Origin of the sequence: Staphylococcus ratti, from assembly GCF_020883535.1 — a bacterium.
Lineage (GTDB): Bacteria > Bacillota > Bacilli > Staphylococcales > Staphylococcaceae > Staphylococcus > Staphylococcus ratti.
This window is the reverse complement of record NZ_CP086654.1, coordinates 2246195-2262117: the sequence shown is the minus strand read 5'-3', so window position 1 is coordinate 2262117 and position 15923 is coordinate 2246195. Positions and strand designations below refer to the sequence as shown.

Here is a 15923-nt window from a genome sequence, read left to right as displayed (position 1 = left end):
TATAACTATCAATTTGAATGGAGGCTGTACGAAAAATGTGGGAAAACAAGTTTGTTAAAGAAGCACTAACTTTTGATGATGTATTACTTATTCCAGCAGAATCAAATGTCTTACCGAAAGAAGTAGATTTAAGCGTAAAACTTTCAGATCGTATTCAGTTAAATATCCCAGTAGTATCAGCGGGAATGGATACAGTAACAGAATCAAAAATGGCCATTGCGATGGCGCGCCAAGGTGGATTAGGTGTTATTCATAAAAATATGAGTATCGAACGTCAAGCGGACGAAGTACAAAAAGTAAAACGCTCTGAAAATGGCGTTATTACAGATCCATTTTATTTAACACCGGAAGAAAGTGTGTATGAAGCAGAAGCTTTAATGGGCAAATACCGCATTTCTGGTGTACCTATTGTAGATAATAGAGAATCACGCAAACTTGTCGGTATTTTAACAAATCGTGATTTAAGATTTATTGAAGACTTCTCAATTAAAATTTCAGATGTAATGACTAAAGAAGATTTAGTCACTGCACCTGTAGGTACAACACTTGAAGAAGCTGAAAAGATTTTACAAGACCACAAAATTGAAAAACTTCCATTAGTAGAAGATGGCATTTTACAAGGCCTCATTACAATTAAAGATATTGAAAAAGTGAACGAGTATCCATACGCTGCTAAAGACAGCCACGGTCGTTTAATCGTAGCTGCTGCAATTGGTATCGCAAAAGATACAGGCATTCGTGCAGAAAAACTTGTTGAAGCAGGCGTAGATGCGCTAGTTATTGATACAGCACACGGCCATTCACAAGGTGTAATCAACCAAGTGAAAGAAATTAAAGCGCAATATCCTGAAGTAACAGTAATCGCTGGGAACGTGGCAACTGCAGTCGCAACAAAAGCGTTATTTGAAGCGGGCGCAGACGTGGTAAAAGTAGGTATCGGACCAGGTTCGATTTGTACAACACGTGTTGTTGCAGGTGTAGGTGTACCTCAAATTACTGCAATTTACGACTGTGCTACAGAAGCGAAAAACCATGGCAAAACAATTATTGCTGACGGTGGTATTAAATTCTCAGGAGATATTGTTAAAGCACTTGCGGCTGGTGGCCATGCTGTAATGCTCGGAAGCTTACTTGCAGGTACAGAAGAAAGCCCAGGCTTAGTGGAAATGTTCCAAGGACGTCAATACAAAGTGTACCGCGGTATGGGTTCTTTAGGTGCAATGGAGAGTGGTTCAAACGACCGTTACTTCCAAGAAGACAAAGCGCCTAAGAAATACGTGCCAGAAGGTGTTGAAGGCCGTATTGACTATAAAGGTCCATTACAAGACACAATTTATCAATTAATCGGTGGTGTGAAGAGCGGTATGGGTTATACTGGCTCAAAAGACTTAGCAACGTTACGTGAAGAAGCACAATTTACAAAAATGAGTGCAGCCGGCCTAGCAGAAAGCCACCCACATGATGTTCAAATTACTAAAGAATCACCAAACTACTCATTCTAAGGGATAAAGGAGTACACACATTATGGAAATGGCAAAAGAACAAGAGTTAATTCTTGTCTTAGACTTTGGTAGTCAGTATAACCAACTGATTACACGTCGTATTCGTGAAATGGGCGTGTATAGTGAATTACATGACCATGAAATTTCAATTGAAGAAATTAAAAAAATGAATCCAAAAGGTATCATTTTATCAGGTGGACCGAACTCTGTTTATGCAGAAGATGCGTTCACAATTGATACAGAAATTTATAACTTAGGTATTCCTGTATTAGGTATTTGTTACGGTATGCAATTAACAACAAAATTATTAGGTGGTAAAGTTGAGCGCGCAAACGAACGTGAATACGGAAAAGCGACAATCAACGCAAAATCTGACGAATTATTCTTTGGTTTACCTGAAGAACAAACGGTTTGGATGAGCCACTCTGATAAAGTTATTGAAATTCCTGAAGGCTTCGAAGTTATCGCAGATAGCCCAAGTACACAATATGCGGCAATTGAAGACAAATCACGTCGCATTTACGGTGTACAATTCCACCCAGAAGTTCGCCATACAGAGTACGGTAATGATTTATTACGTAACTTTGTGCGCCGTGTATGTAACTGTACAGGTGAATGGACAATGGAAAACTTCATCGAAATCGAAGTTGAAAAAATCCGTGAAAAAGTAGGCGATCGTCGCGTATTATGTGCAATGAGCGGTGGCGTAGACTCTTCAGTAGTTGCGGTATTATTGCATAAAGCGATTGGCGACCAACTAACATGTATCTTCGTTGACCACGGTCTTTTACGTAAAGGCGAAGGCGACATGGTAATGGAACAATTCGGTGAAGGATTTAACATGAACATCATTCGCGTCAATGCGCAAGAACGTTTCATGTCTAAACTTGCAGGTGTTTCTGATCCTGAACAAAAACGTAAAATCATTGGTAACGAATTTGTTTATGTTTTTGATGATGAAGCGTCTAAATTGAAAGGTGTCGACTTCTTAGCACAAGGCACACTTTATACAGATGTGATTGAATCAGGTACAAAAACTGCACAAACAATCAAATCTCACCATAACGTAGGCGGTTTACCAGAAGATATGGAATTCGAATTGATTGAACCAATCAACACGTTATTCAAAGATGAAGTACGCGCACTAGGTATCGAACTAGGAATTCCAGAACACCTCGTTTGGAGACAACCTTTCCCAGGACCAGGATTAGGTATCCGTGTCCTAGGAGAAATTACCGAAGAAAAACTCGAAATCGTACGAGAATCAGACGCGATTTTACGCCAAGTGATTCGTGAAGAAGGCTTAGAACGTGACATTTGGCAATACTTCACAGTCTTACCAGACATTCGTTCAGTAGGCGTGATGGGCGACTATCGTACGTATGACTATACAGTAGGTGTACGTGCCGTGACATCTATCGATGGTATGACAAGTGATTTCGCACGTATCGATTGGGAAGTATTACAAAAAATCTCAACACGTATCGTAAACGAAGTAGATCACGTGAACCGTGTTGTGTATGATATTACATCAAAACCACCAAGCACAATCGAGTGGGAATAATGTTATGAAACAATAAACCCTTTAACCGCAATGGTTAGAGGGTTGTTTTTGTGTTAATGGATGGCATGCTTGTTTATCAATAGGGGGCAATCATAATAAAAAATTCTATATAAATCTGCGTATTTTTATGTTCCAAAATGTGTTTCTTTTAAATGTCGATTACAATATTTATATAACTCATCTGCTCTTTCTTTTGCTGTAACTTTTCCAAATACATTTTGACTTCTTTTTCGATAGTATCGACCATCGACTAATATGGCTATTTTCATCAATATTTTCCCCTTATAATGAAAATTCATACAAAAAACCCATGATTTCGCTCATCCCCTTATGGTGGGGTGTCTTACTCTCATGGGTTGAGTTAACTTATTTATGGATAAATACTAGCACCTTTAATGATAAGAGTCAACAATTCATCTTCACACCGTTTCTAATTATTCATAAAGTAATAAATCATTAAAGCTATTATAAATCCCCAAACAGCAAAGCCAATTATTTTTTCTTTTTTATTTGTTTTACGTATTGTCATAGTTTTCTTCATTTCATACCCTCCCAATAACTAACCGCTTCTAATTTACTCATCATGTCCTTAGTTGTTTTGATATCTCCATGACCTAATCTATCTTGTACTTCTTGAATAGATAAGCGAGCTTAAACAATAGAGAACAATGTGTATGTCTAAAGCCGTGAATTTTAACTATCTTGAAATTACTCTTCTCACAAATTAAATCTAATGTTTTATTGCAATGCTCTGCTTATAACGGTTTATTATCATTTACAGTGGTGAAAACGTGTTGATATTTATCAGACGTAGTATGTCTGTGTTTAAGTGATTTTACTCGTTGATATGCGCACCACGATTTCAATACACACGCAATTTTATCATCGATACTTGTTATTTTATGAGATGATTTAGTTTTCGGAGATATATTACCAATTTATAGTTTGTACCTCTTGCACAAGTTTTGTCAAAGGATATAGTTTGTTAAAGTCAATGAATTGCAACGCCTCACAAGCTTGAAAATTTATAAAAGTATCTAACGAACTCCAAAATCGTTCGACGTCGAAGACTTTAAGGGTTGAAGCTCTTTATCAAATAGCAATTCTTCCCGTATCAAGGCGATCCTAATAACCGAAAAAGTAACAGTTGTGGTTCAGTTTTTGTATGCCACGCGATACATATATTATAACAACACATAGTTGTTACAGTAGCTATACTATCTATTGCTAGTTATTGAGAGCGTGTTCGCTATTAAGTTCTGGCTAGTTGTATGTGCTTTTATTTTATAAAATGATTTTAAGGATTTAAAAAGACAATAGTATAAGGTAATACTATAAATTTATAGATAGAAAAGAGGAGAAATATGGTGGGAAATCTATCACTGTGTGGGGTTTGACACTTGGTGCTGGTATAGTGACAACCGCGTTAATTACTCTTGCCCTAGGTAGTAATCCTGTTGGATGGACTACTGTAGGTATTTTAGCTTCTGCTTATATTGGTTCAAATCTTGCAGATTGGGCTTACCAAACAAATAAATTTGGATTAAAAGATAAAATAGATTGGGTAGGTCACAAAATTGATGATGGGATGGAAGCTGTAGGAAAATCTACAGAAGCTGCTATAGACAGTGTTAAAAATACAGTTGGAGATGCTGCAAAAAGTATCGGCAAACATATTAATCCAATGAAATGGGCGTGGTAAACATTGCTTTGTGAATCTAAACACATTAATAAAAATCCTAAATATCGTATTATTAAATATAATAATGAATATTTAATGGTCGAATTAGTAAGTACTTGGATTGCTTACTTTTTTCCCATGATTAATTGGTTTATTCCTAAAAAGTACGCAAAAATTAGCGAAAATGAATTTGAAAGTTTAAAAATTGTCAAACAGGCTAATAATAATATTTTTTGGTCTATTACAGGGGTTGCAGTGTTATTAGCAACCGTAACAAGAAAATATATATATTTGCTCGATGTTCATTTAGAAAAAGAAATAGCAATAGTAATATGCTGTATAATACTTCTAGGCGTTTTAATATGTTTTTTCAAACTGAACAAAAAATTGAAGTTAAATATTTTTGATGAAAATAAAGATGATAACGAAAAAATCATATTAATACCTACATTTAAAAATATTTGTTTATCCTTATTTTCTTATATATTTTTTGGTGGATTTTCAACAATGGCTTTGAGTATGTTAGTAACTTCACCTACCCAAAATATAATAGGATTCCTTGCTTTAATTGTTATGACTGCAAGTTTCTTTTTATTAAACATGTCTTCGATTCTAGATAAAAACATCCATGTTATATTAAAAACAAATGAGGTGAAAAAATGATTACAATAGGCAGTATTGTATATTTAAAAGGTGGTTCACAAAAAATGATGATTTTAAAACGTGGATCTATCTTAGAGCAAGAAAATCAAAAAATAATGTTTGATTATGTCGCATGTAAATATCCTTTTTAGCTTTCAGTGACATTCCACCCAAAATAAGCATATTCAGTTTCAAGGGATATTTAAAAGGTAAAAGTGCATTAATGATATTTGATAAACATGCGAATTTGAAAATCGTCACCTTTGTGTAGCAGGGTAGTATGTGAGCACAGTTGGTTTAAATAAAGGAACAATTAGAAAATATATACAGAACCAAGAAAAGCGTGATGAGTCAATTGATAAGTTGATTGGGAGATCATGATCCTTTTAAGTTAGGGGTTATTAAAATTTTAAAAATTATAAGGCTTGAAGCCCTACCTATAAGAATAAAAGGAAAACACATAGAGGATAATAAAAATTATTGGGTGAGCGAGTAACAAGGAGAGATCTTTCACTAAAGATGGAAATTCATAAAAGGAATGATTGATAAATATGAATAGTAATATTAATGTTACGAAAATAAGTGATTTGAATTTCTTTGAAATGGATAGTGCGTTTCATTTAGATTTAAGTGAAAGAGAGCATCCTTTTTTAGAAGATCGTGATAGCTTTAATAAAATCTATTTTACTAAAGTACACAACAATGCAATTCAAATTTTAGAAGACTTATTCTCGATTAGTGATACTATTGACATCGTTTTTGTTAATTATTTGTATGGAGATACATACAGAAAAACTAGATTGAAAGAAAAGTTTAGTTATTTCACTAAAGATGAACTGCCACGTTTCAAAAAATATACTAACGGTGATGGGGTTCAGTGCTATGAATTAGCGTATAAAAATAAGAGTTTGAAGGATATAAATTATAAAAAGTTAGTAAGAGCTATTTGTAATCAAGATTTTAAAGGTTTATCACCTAGCATTAACCAAGGCGTTGATTATATAGAGGTGTATCTAATCAATAAAACAAAAAACATTTTATACCATCTATATGATGATAGAGGTTTATGGCTATATTTTGTAAATAAAGAGTTATATTTACGTTATTTTCAAAAGTATAGCGACCTAGCATTTGATATAAGTGATGAATCAGATTAAGGTTTTTAGTGTATCCTTCTTTCTAAGTTAGCTACTTCATAAAGTGGATGTATAAATTTTCAATGTAAGCATGTGGTTAATAGAATAGCAGTATTAAATAGGGGGACAGCTAAGAGAAATACTAGAAAGTTAAGACGATTTTTTCTGGATAGCCCCATACTAATAAACTACCTTAAAGCAATAATATTTAGTTTATAATTAGCATTTCTAACATTTAGTTCGTTCCTTTAATATAGACATGACATTGCTTTTTAAAGGTGTTGAAATCACTGACGTTTTTCAAAGCCATACATTAAACATAAACAAAATACAATGAATACTGCGGGTACAAAGATAGACACTATCAAAATTGGGATAGATATAATTAAGTAGTTGTAATCGTATCTATATTTACCAAATTTCATAATATACCTCCTATTTTCCTCATAAACGGTCGCTTTTAAGTTTTGGTTACTGTTGATTCAAGTGTCAATACTTTAGAAAATATCAATTTAAACTATAAGTGTATTATAACCTATATATTCTTTTTATTGAGTATAAAGATGGAAACTTTTTAATGATTAGAATGTATACGTATTTGCTATTGCATTATTTTTGAAATGATTTAATATGTAAGCAGAAATGTAAAAACACAATTGGGTTGGTAGTCCCAATGTAGATGCTATCTATCAGTAACCTTCCTCCTCAGGTCGTCCATCATTTCTGTAAAAATAAGAGGAGGGGTAGTATGAAACTATCTATATATCACGACGGTCAGTTTTTTATTGGTATAGTAGAGTTTAAAGAGTCTAAGCAGTCTAAATTTATAAAGCACACTTTTGGAAAAGAACCTGGTTATGATGAAATATTATGGTTTGTTGATAAACAGTTGCTGGCAAGTTTAGACGGAACGAAAACGACTGTCGCTATGAAAAAAGATAAAAAAAGAATCAATCCTAAACGTCTTCAAAGGCTTGTCTCTAGAGAACAAAAACAATTTAAACATTTGTCTAAAGCACATGCTGCCATCAAAGAAGAACAGGAATTAAACAAGAAACAACGTAAAGTTAAAAGTAAGGTTGAACGAGATGCGCTTAAAGAGAAGAAAAGAAGGATGAAAAGGCAAAAATTCAAAGAGAAACATAAAGGACATTAGATTTTCTAACCCCTGAGATTAAAAAATTCTACTAAAGTACACATAATGACTAAACTAAAACGATATGAAAGACCAGTGCTACCTACATAGCATTGGTCTATTTTTATAAAGAATGGTAATGAGTACGTTAAATAATTAGAATGCGTTTTAACATTAATTGATGAACGGTTGCATTGACTCGAGGGGGAAGATATTGGTATTGTACATTGTCATTAAACGAGTCCTCCTCTTTAAGTAACCGCATTTTTATTGTAAAATGTCTATAAATTATATTTGAGGAGGTGTCTAAATGTTTCTTATAGCTTATTGTTGCAGATATTTACAAATCATACGCAACAAATTTTCGATTTTAATTCCAAAATTGGCGGAGTCTGTCTTTTTTGAAGTTAATAATCGATCTATAAGGAACTGACACTGTATATTTCTTCCTTATAGATAATATGGAGGAAGAAAAATTGAATATATTAAATGCTTCGAATGTTTCTAAAAGCTATTTAGAAGACATATTATTCGATAATATTAAGTTATCTCTTAACAATAGACAAACTATAGGATTAGTAGGGCGTAACGGGGAAGGAAAAACAACTTTATTGAAGTTACTAGCTGGGCTAGAAACACCTTCTAAAGGTGTTATTAGTTGGAAGAAAAATGTGAAGATAGGTTATTTAAGCCAAGTCCCTGATTATGAAAAAAGCGAAAACGTATATCAATGTTTAAAATCTGTATTTCAAGAGTTAAACATGATATCAAAGCATCTTGAATCTATAGAAGAAAAAATGACCGAAGAAATAGAAAATATGGATGGTTTAATGTCTCGTTATGGAGAATTGCAAGTATATTATGAGGAAAATGGCGGTTACGAAATAGATGCTAAAATACGTAAGGTTGCTCATGGTTTAAATATTGCTCATTTGCTTGAATCCGAATGGGGAGATTTATCAGGAGGAGAACGTACAAAAGTTGGAATTGCACAAATTTTAATTAAGCCTACAGATTTGCTACTTTTAGATGAACCGACAAACCATCTTGATTTTAAATCCATAGAATGGTTGAGCAACTATATAGAAAATTATGAAGGCGCTGTTGTAATTGTTTCACATGATCGTTATTTTTTAGATGAAACAGTAAACCAAATTATAGACATAGATCAAAAGACACTACATTTTTATAATGGAAATTATTCACATTTTGTTGACGAAAGAGAAAAGAGATTATTGGTAGAATTTGAATCTTATAAAACACAGCAAAAGAAAATTAAAAAAATGAAGGAGTCTATTAAACAATTAAGAACATGGGCTAGCCAAGCTAATCCTCCAAACGCAGCAATGTATCGTAGGGCTAAAAGTATGGAAAAAGCTTTGAATCGTATTCAACGCTTAGAAAAACCGAATGTAGATGCTCCTAAAATGAAGCTAGAACTTGAAGAAGGCAAACGAGTCTCTAATAAGGTTATTGAAATAGAAGGTGTGTCTAAAAGGTACAACCAATTATTATTTAAAAATGTCAATATGTTGGTAAGAAGAGGCGAGCATGTAGCTGTCATAGGAGACAATGGGATTGGAAAATCAACATTGTTAAAAATGATTTTAGGGTTTGTTTCTGTAGATGAAGGTATAATTAAAACTGCAGATAATTTAAAAATTGGTTATCTTTCACAACATGAATTTGAAAATGGCAACAATGACACTTTATTAAATGTATTTCGGGAAAGAGTGGAAGTATCAGAAGGAGAGGCACGTCATATTTTAGCTAATTTTATGTTTTATGGAAAGGATGTATTCAAAAAAGTGGATGATTTGAGTGGAGGAGAAAAAATCAGGTTAAGATGGGCACAAATTGTAAATTCTGATTATAATTTGCTCGTTTTAGATGAGCCGACAAATCATTTAGATATTGATGCGAAAGAAACGATAGAAGAAGCTTTGTTAGATTATGAAGGGACTATAATTACAGTTTCACATGATAGATATTTTCTTAATAAGTTATTTAATACAACGTACTTATTAAAAGATAAAACCTTAGTGAAATTCGAAGGTAACTATAATTATGTTAAAGCAAAAACTAAACTATAATTAATACACATCAAGTAATGTATTTTATTTACCGATAATACAAAACAAAAGCCACCTGTGTTTGCGGTCTGAAGGGGTTGGGACATAATTCCCAACCCCTAGCTAAAGAGACAATGGCATTTCGGCTTGAACATGAAATGATAAAGTCAACGCCTTTAGATGCTAGCCGGTAGAGCGGGCTTATAGCCCTAGATCAGACCACCTGTTTTATGGGTGGTCATGATTTGGTTTACATAATAAAAGATTATAGGTAGTTGTCTTGTATACTTTTTACAACTATCTTAAATGTTCTTTATATTCTTGATAATCATAAGGATTTTTAATTTTTTTATCATTAATATAAACAGTGGGTGCTTCTTGTATTCTTTTTTTCTTAGATTCTTTTTGATCTTCTTTAGCGTTTTTCCATGATTGGCTATTTTTTGTTCTATATTCTTTTTTGATTTTTAAAGCTTTCTCATCAGTAATATCAAGTTTGTCAATTTGTTTATCAATTAGGCTTTCTGTAAGCCATGTGTTTTCATGATTAGGTTGATTATCAAAAATCATTTTTTGGAATTCTAAAAATTGATTGGGGGCAATATCTTTAACAGCATGACCTGCCCTAGATCCTTTTATTGAATCTTCACCTAAAAAAGCCATATTTACATATGTATATTTAACTTTACCTGAATCTATATATTCCTTCTTTAGTTTTGGCATAATATCAGTCTCTAATTTTTTACAATAAGGACATTTATAATCACCATATATAACGATTTCTTCTTTTTTGTTATGTACTTGTGTGTTAGTATTATTACAGGAAGAAAGATAACGGTTAAAATAATAATTACTATATTGCTTAAATTTCTAAATATATATTTCATTTGATTTCTCCTACTAGCGTATATTCTTTAGTGAATGTATTAAAATAATATAATTTGGAGGGGTATCCGTGCTTAAATTTTTCTTCATTTTAATAGTAATAGCTCCTATCTACTTATTATGTAAATATTTGTATGTATGTCTTTCTAAAAAATTAAAAGAAAGTACTACAACAAGAAACAACTATATCGTCAGAAATATTTTACTTTCTTCTAATCATGAAAGTATTGATATTTTTGATATTATAGTTGTTCTTGTTATAGCTTATTCTATTTTTTATAAGTAACCATTGCTTTTACACCAAGACTTAATATGTTTATTTTTTCCAGCAAATTTTTTACATGCACTCTTTACTCCGTGTGTATACATATCTTTAGCAAAAGCTGCAGCTATGGCACCAAAACCTATAGTTCCTAACCAACCTAATAACTCCCATATTCCCATGGCTACAATTGGAATTGCCGGTGCGAAATATGGTGTGACATCTTTTTGGTTTTTATCTTGAGGAGATCCATATTGTTTATTTAGTCCAGATAATACTTTTTTATCTATAGACTGTAAAGTGTTATCTATATTTTTAATTTCTGAATCAGAATATATTTTAGATGCCGATTCTTTATCAATTTCGTATGTTCCATCTTCATTTATTTTTAGACTATTTTGGGAAAATTGTTTTGCTTTTTTTACTTCTTTATCAGTAGGGGCTTCTATTTCTTTAGCTTTAGTTGGTGCAGATGTTAAAAAAGTAAACACTAAAACAAAACTGAGCATAACCACAGTAAATTTAAATAATTTTTTAATCTTCATTTTCAAGTCCTCCAATTTATTTTTAATTCGCTTACATACTAATACAGTAACAATCAATTTTTAATCCTTTATTAAAAAACGATTTAAAAAATGTAAAATATAGACTTGAAATATAATTTATATTTTTTAGTAACTTTTTTGCTATTGTGTTTAATTCACATAATTTAATCTTTTTCATTCTCATTTTAAGCCATTTTTAAAACTTTATCGCCACCATCATAGCGCACAGCTAATTTTTTATTATCCCATTTGATTTTATATTTACCTCAGCATAAGTTGTCCCTAGACGTTGTAATTCGAACTTATTACCATCTTTAGTATAAATTAAAGTTTTATTTATAATAGTATATTGGTTGCACGCGTACTGTCGCAAGAGCGATATTGAAAGATGCGCCTATTATTATTTTGGATGAAGCAACTGCGAGTATCGATCCAGAAAACGAACATCTCATACAAAATGCCATTGATGAATTGAGTAAAGGAAAAACAGTAATTACTATCGCGACAAAATAGGAACAATAAAAATGCCAACGAAATTATCGTATTAAACGAAGGTAAAATCATCCAAAAAGGCAATCATCAAACATTAGTAAGTGAGCCAGGTATGTACCAAAACTTTATTCAAATTAAGACAAAGTAGAAGGTTGGAGGCTATAGTTTGGGAGATATTACATGATTGAATATGAATGGCTACATTTAAAAAAAGAGAATAGAAAGCACAATAAAGTCCAAGATATTTTACATCCAGATTTTAAAGAAATTGGTAAATCTGGAAAAGTATATAATAAACATGATATTAGCCATTCCAAGCTAGATACAGATAAATATGAAATCAAGGATTTTGAAGCGCAAACCTTAGCAAAAGGTTGTATATTATGTACGTATACTTTATTTAATGTATCAAGAAACACAATAACAAAGCGTAGTTCTATCTGGAAATATTATGAAGGGGATTGGAAGTTACTGTTTCATCAAGGTACAGAAATAAGATAGATGAAATGACAATTTTTAATATGGCATTGAAAATTAGGTGCTAAGTAATGATGTTTAGTCATCTGAATGGGTCTCGTGCTCATCTATGGGGGTTATACCTCATCAAGAGAGGAGCTAAGATACCGAAGTTTTATCACTTTCTCTCCGCGCCGGTTATTTTTGTGTTTTAATTGTTCTGATTTGGGTATTTATTAGAATGAATACATCTTATTAGGAGGACATAACTATGAATAACGAAGGTAATCAAGAACAAGCAAAAGGTAACTTAAAAGAAACAGCAGGCAATTTCTTAGGCGATAAAGATTTAGAAAAAGAAGGTCAACAAGATAAAGCTTCAGGTAAAGTGAAAGAAATGGCTGATAACGCTAAAGAAAAAGTAAATGACTTTGTAGATAAAATGAAAAAATAAAAACGAGATTAGAATGATGAAATCAAATCGATTTCTCCATTTCTATTACGAAAACGAACGCGCGCATGGTAAAGCGATTTACGATGTTGCCCGTTCGTTTTTATTTTTTGAATATAATAATGATGCACTTACTATCAAAAGTTTGGGTCAGAGAGGTCTTATAACTGTAACAATGGCGGTGTAACGTTAATATGCGTTTTACCTATAAGTATTTACGATAGCCTATTCATTTAAAGTGATGCTGGATATTGGGAAATTGTTTTCATCATAAACTTTAATGTTATGACGCGCTAACATTGCTGTAAATAGACCGACGCCACTTTTTTTGTTCCCATTGAATTCTCCTGAGTAGATGGTGGTCGATCCGCATGTAGGGCTGTTTGACTTCAATATTAAAGTAGTACAATTCAGTGCTTTACAAGTTTTTAGAGCTAATGCAGCACCTTTCAAATAGTCTTGAGTAACATCGTTGCCTTTAATGTCTATAATTTTAGCTTTATGATTTAAAACATCATGGCCATCTCCGCCGACGATTTCTACAGGTTCTCGTGGAATAGAAAGACCACCTAAAATTTCTGGGCATATCGTTTGAGCTAAACCACTATCCACGAGTTTTTTTAATTCTAAATTAAAGGTATTACCACCGTCATAACGTACATTTTCTCCAGCTAAACACGCGCTAATTAAAATCATAAGGCACCTCCAATTTTTGAAATTCTAACGGTTTATTTTCTTAATCATATCATTAAAGTGAATTTTAAAGACATAGTGTACAAAGATGGATTTAAATATAATGAATCACACTAGTCTCATGCATAAAGGTTGAAAAATACCAATTTGCATAAAGTCAGGTTATTTCTTTACAAAACCAATGATTACTATATAATTGAGAATGAATATCAATTAAAAATTTGAAAGAAACTGGATACATAAATGTTGGTACGTGATGATGCTCAAGTGCCAATACGATACATTGAAGAAGCGGAAAATATACGCATGAAATATTGTGATTATACGAATTAAGAAAGAAAAAAACATTTCTAAGTTGTGTAAAGGAGAGATGAGATATGTTTATGGCAGAAAATTGTTTGAAATTAAAAAAAGGAAGTTCAGAAAAAATTGCGAAACGTTTTCAGAAAAGACAAGGTATTGAAAGTATTAACGGATTTAAAGATATGCTCGTTACGATAACGAATCAAACTGAGGATTACGATGAAGTTAAAATACTTACAATTTGGGAGGCAGAATCGGCTTTTAAAGATTGGCTAAATTCCGATGTTTTTAAAGAAGCGCATCAAAATGTGAAACGAAGTAATGAAGATGAAGAGAGTCCAATACTTAACAACAAAGTTTCAACGTATACGATCGCTTACAAATATGTACAGTAGTTAGATAAATAATAATAAAAACAAATGAAAAGGCTAGAAACGATGTTAAAACGTTTCTAGCTTTGTTGTGTGAAATCACATCTAAATATATCAATATCGGCGATTTTTGATGGCGTTGTGTTATATCAGCGTTCGACATATTTGTATGGCTGTTACCAAGTCTGATTTTAATTTCTGTTACAATAGGTCTAAATGCTTTTGAAATAGGAGTGGCAATAATGGGGTACAAAGTAGTTCTACTTGATTTTGATGATACACTAGTAGATTTTCATGATGCAGAAGTGAAAGCGTATGCTTATTTAATGAATCGGTACAACGTCCCAGAGGAAAAACGCAATTATGAAATGTTTAAAAAGATTAATCAAGCACATTGGGAAGCATTCCAACGTGGCGAAATTACTAAAGCTGAGGTGTTAAGTCATCGCTTCATAGAAACATTTCATCACTACGGCATGGCCATTAATGGGCACGAAGCGGACGTGACATTTCGCGATGGGTTGGCGACAGCTAAAATTAAATGGTTAGAAGGCGTTGGAGCAGCGTTAGACTATTTAAAGTCTAAGTATACATTGGCGATTGTGATAAATGGTGTAACAGATACACAAAAGCGCCGAATTGCGCAAACGAACCTTATGTCCTATATTGAGCATCTTTTTGTCTCAGACGAAATGGGAGCACAAAAGCCGAGTCATCAATTTTTTGATATTGTATATGAAACCATGCCCAATTATGAAAAAGATGATTTTGTGATTATTGGCGATTCGCTCACTTCAGATATACAAGGTGGTATAAATGGGGGAATAGATACGATTTGGTATAATCATCGCCAACTTGAAAATAACACGCCTATCACACCGACCTATACTTTAAAATCGATGAAAGCGATCGATCAAATATTATAAAAAAGTGGCAAGAGACTCAATTAGAGCCTCTTGCCATTTTTTTGTAGTAGATAAGTCTGAATATTGAATTAAAATTACCAACTGTCCATTGAATAAAGCACTAAGAATGAATTTTGTCATGAAAGGTTCACACATTGTTGACGTATTTCAATGTACTATTAAAAATGTTCAGTTTTTATAATTTCTATTTTTTATACTAGTCCAGTTCGGTATAAAGTCTTTTTATTTAATAGCCATTTTCTCTATTTATTATTTTAGAAACTTGATCATTATACTCTTTTTGTGAAAGGCCTTGGAAGTCTTTTTGATAAGTGAGGTCTCGAATTTCTTGCTGTGCTTGAGGTGACATGCCATCTGTTGAGAAGTCAGTACCTGGCATTTGATTTAAATCGATTTTTCCATTGTTTGGTGTTTCATTTACGTTACCGTTAGGTTGATGTACAGGCGCTTGTTGTGCGTTGGTTGTTTGATTTTGTGAGATATTGTTATTTTGAAGGTTGGCTGTATTGGCATTAGCTACAGGTTGCTCTGTTGAAGTAGCCTCGGCTGTGTTCGGTTCTTTTTTCTTAGTCTTCGCTTCCTTCTTTTCAGTTGTTTCAGTTTTAGGTTTTTTCTCTTTTTCTGAATCTTTTTCATGTGATTGACCACAAGCAGCAAGCGTAAACAATAACGTCATGGATAAAGCACCTATAATAGTACGTTTCAAAAAAATCCCTCCTTTTTACTTTATTTTACACCTCTTTTATCATTATTAAAACATATTTAACGCATTTTATAAATTTTAGAAAAGGTCTTTTAATTACATAA

At 32.6% G+C, this 15923-nt stretch carries 18 protein-coding genes and 3 pseudogenes; 15 read left to right on the top strand and 6 right to left on the bottom strand.

Annotated elements, in window-relative coordinates; all coding sequences use genetic code 11:
* Nucleotides 1–35: 35 nt before the first annotated feature.
* Together guaB and guaA are read left to right on the top strand one after the other, a co-directional pair.
* Entirely contained in the window at nucleotides 36–1502 is a 1467-nt protein-coding gene (gene guaB / locus LN051_RS11085) for an IMP dehydrogenase (RefSeq protein WP_229292555.1), read from the top strand.
* Between the two features lie 22 nt (nucleotides 1503–1524).
* A complete protein-coding gene (gene guaA, locus LN051_RS11080; RefSeq protein ID WP_229292554.1) occupies nucleotides 1525–3066 on the top strand; it encodes a glutamine-hydrolyzing GMP synthase in 1542 nt (513 codons plus the stop codon).
* Nucleotides 3067–3191: 125 nt separating this feature from the next.
* Here guaA and LN051_RS11075 read toward each other — a convergent pair whose 3' ends face one another.
* Both LN051_RS11075 and LN051_RS11540 read right to left on the bottom strand, forming a co-directional pair.
* Nucleotides 3192–3335, bottom strand: a complete 144-nt coding sequence (locus tag LN051_RS11075) for a hypothetical protein (protein ID WP_229292553.1) — start codon at nucleotides 3333–3335, stop codon at nucleotides 3192–3194.
* Nucleotides 3336–3496: 161 nt separating this feature from the next.
* Nucleotides 3497–3607 (bottom strand): hypothetical protein, encoded by a 111-nt coding sequence (locus LN051_RS11540; RefSeq protein ID WP_420853979.1) that lies wholly within the window; start codon nucleotides 3605–3607, stop codon nucleotides 3497–3499.
* 843 nt (nucleotides 3608–4450) lie between these two features.
* Between LN051_RS11540 and LN051_RS11070 the strand changes: the two genes are divergently transcribed.
* The 7 genes and pseudogenes from LN051_RS11070 (at nucleotide 4451) to abc-f (ending at nucleotide 9753) form a co-directional block, all read left to right on the top strand.
* The gene (locus LN051_RS11070) at nucleotides 4451–4768 is read left to right on the top strand and encodes a hypothetical protein (protein ID WP_229292552.1); all 318 of its coding nucleotides are present in this window, start codon (nucleotides 4451–4453) and stop codon (nucleotides 4766–4768) included.
* Between the two features lie 3 nt (nucleotides 4769–4771).
* Nucleotides 4772–5410: a DUF443 domain-containing protein gene (locus LN051_RS11065; protein WP_229292551.1), complete on the top strand. Its 639-nt coding sequence runs from the start codon at nucleotides 4772–4774 to the stop codon at nucleotides 5408–5410.
* Nucleotides 5407–5535 (top strand): annotated as a pseudogene (locus LN051_RS11060) (DUF4176 domain-containing protein); the annotation flags it as partial. The gene LN051_RS11065 and the pseudogene LN051_RS11060, both read left to right, overlap by 4 nt.
* 17 nt (nucleotides 5536–5552) lie before the next feature.
* Nucleotides 5553–5770, top strand: a pseudogene (locus tag LN051_RS11055) (transposase); the annotation flags it as partial.
* A 170-nt stretch (nucleotides 5771–5940) separates the two neighbouring features.
* Nucleotides 5941–6546, top strand: a complete 606-nt coding sequence (locus LN051_RS11050; RefSeq protein ID WP_229292550.1) for a DUF3885 domain-containing protein — start codon at nucleotides 5941–5943, stop codon at nucleotides 6544–6546.
* Between the two features lie 727 nt (nucleotides 6547–7273).
* Nucleotides 7274–7681: a YjdF family protein gene (locus LN051_RS11045; protein ID WP_229292549.1), complete on the top strand. Its 408-nt coding sequence runs from the start codon at nucleotides 7274–7276 to the stop codon at nucleotides 7679–7681.
* 455 nt (nucleotides 7682–8136) lie between these two features.
* Nucleotides 8137–9753 (top strand): ribosomal protection-like ABC-F family protein, encoded by a 1617-nt coding sequence (abc-f, locus tag LN051_RS11040; protein ID WP_229293683.1) that lies wholly within the window; start codon nucleotides 8137–8139, stop codon nucleotides 9751–9753.
* A 276-nt stretch (nucleotides 9754–10029) separates the two neighbouring features.
* Here the strand turns inward: abc-f and LN051_RS11035 are convergent, their stop codons facing one another.
* Together LN051_RS11035 and LN051_RS11030 are read right to left on the bottom strand one after the other, a co-directional pair.
* On the bottom strand, nucleotides 10030–10506 hold the full coding sequence (locus LN051_RS11035) for a DsbA family protein (RefSeq protein ID WP_420854011.1): 477 nt from the start codon (nucleotides 10504–10506) through the stop codon (nucleotides 10030–10032).
* Between the two features lie 387 nt (nucleotides 10507–10893).
* Nucleotides 10894–11424 carry a hypothetical protein gene (locus tag LN051_RS11030; protein ID WP_229292548.1) on the bottom strand — a complete coding sequence of 177 codons (531 nt, stop codon included), beginning with the start codon at nucleotides 11422–11424 and terminating at the stop codon, nucleotides 10894–10896.
* Between the two features lie 363 nt (nucleotides 11425–11787).
* Here LN051_RS11030 and LN051_RS11025 point away from each other — a divergent pair.
* From LN051_RS11025 to LN051_RS11010, 4 genes and pseudogenes are all read left to right on the top strand, one after another.
* A pseudogene (locus tag LN051_RS11025) lies at nucleotides 11788–12081 on the top strand (ABC transporter ATP-binding protein); the annotation flags it as partial.
* A 15-nt stretch (nucleotides 12082–12096) separates the two neighbouring features.
* Nucleotides 12097–12417 carry a nuclear transport factor 2 family protein gene (locus LN051_RS11020; RefSeq protein WP_229292547.1) on the top strand — a complete coding sequence of 107 codons (321 nt, stop codon included), beginning with the start codon at nucleotides 12097–12099 and terminating at the stop codon, nucleotides 12415–12417.
* Nucleotides 12418–12643: 226 nt separating this feature from the next.
* Entirely contained in the window at nucleotides 12644–12826 is a 183-nt protein-coding gene (locus tag LN051_RS11015) for a CsbD family protein (RefSeq protein ID WP_229292546.1), read from the top strand.
* A 13-nt stretch (nucleotides 12827–12839) separates the two neighbouring features.
* Nucleotides 12840–13010: a hypothetical protein gene (locus LN051_RS11010; RefSeq protein WP_229292545.1), complete on the top strand. Its 171-nt coding sequence runs from the start codon at nucleotides 12840–12842 to the stop codon at nucleotides 13008–13010.
* A 38-nt stretch (nucleotides 13011–13048) separates the two neighbouring features.
* On the opposite strand, the gene LN051_RS11005 is transcribed toward LN051_RS11010, so the two are convergent.
* Nucleotides 13049–13519, bottom strand: coding sequence for a 2-thiouracil desulfurase family protein (locus tag LN051_RS11005; RefSeq protein ID WP_229292544.1), 471 nt, complete (start codon nucleotides 13517–13519; stop codon nucleotides 13049–13051).
* A gap of 374 nt (nucleotides 13520–13893) precedes the next feature.
* Here LN051_RS11005 and LN051_RS11000 point away from each other — a divergent pair, with 374 nt between their 5' ends.
* Nucleotides 13894–14214, top strand: a complete 321-nt coding sequence (locus LN051_RS11000; RefSeq protein WP_229292543.1) for an antibiotic biosynthesis monooxygenase — start codon at nucleotides 13894–13896, stop codon at nucleotides 14212–14214.
* A 218-nt stretch (nucleotides 14215–14432) separates the two neighbouring features.
* Nucleotides 14433–15116, top strand: a complete 684-nt coding sequence (locus LN051_RS10995; protein ID WP_229292542.1) for a YjjG family noncanonical pyrimidine nucleotidase — start codon at nucleotides 14433–14435, stop codon at nucleotides 15114–15116.
* A 226-nt stretch (nucleotides 15117–15342) separates the two neighbouring features.
* Here the strand turns inward: LN051_RS10995 and LN051_RS10990 are convergent, their stop codons facing one another.
* Nucleotides 15343–15822 (bottom strand): LptM family lipoprotein, encoded by a 480-nt coding sequence (locus tag LN051_RS10990; RefSeq protein WP_229292541.1) that lies wholly within the window; start codon nucleotides 15820–15822, stop codon nucleotides 15343–15345.
* Nucleotides 15823–15923: the final 101 nt, after the last annotated feature.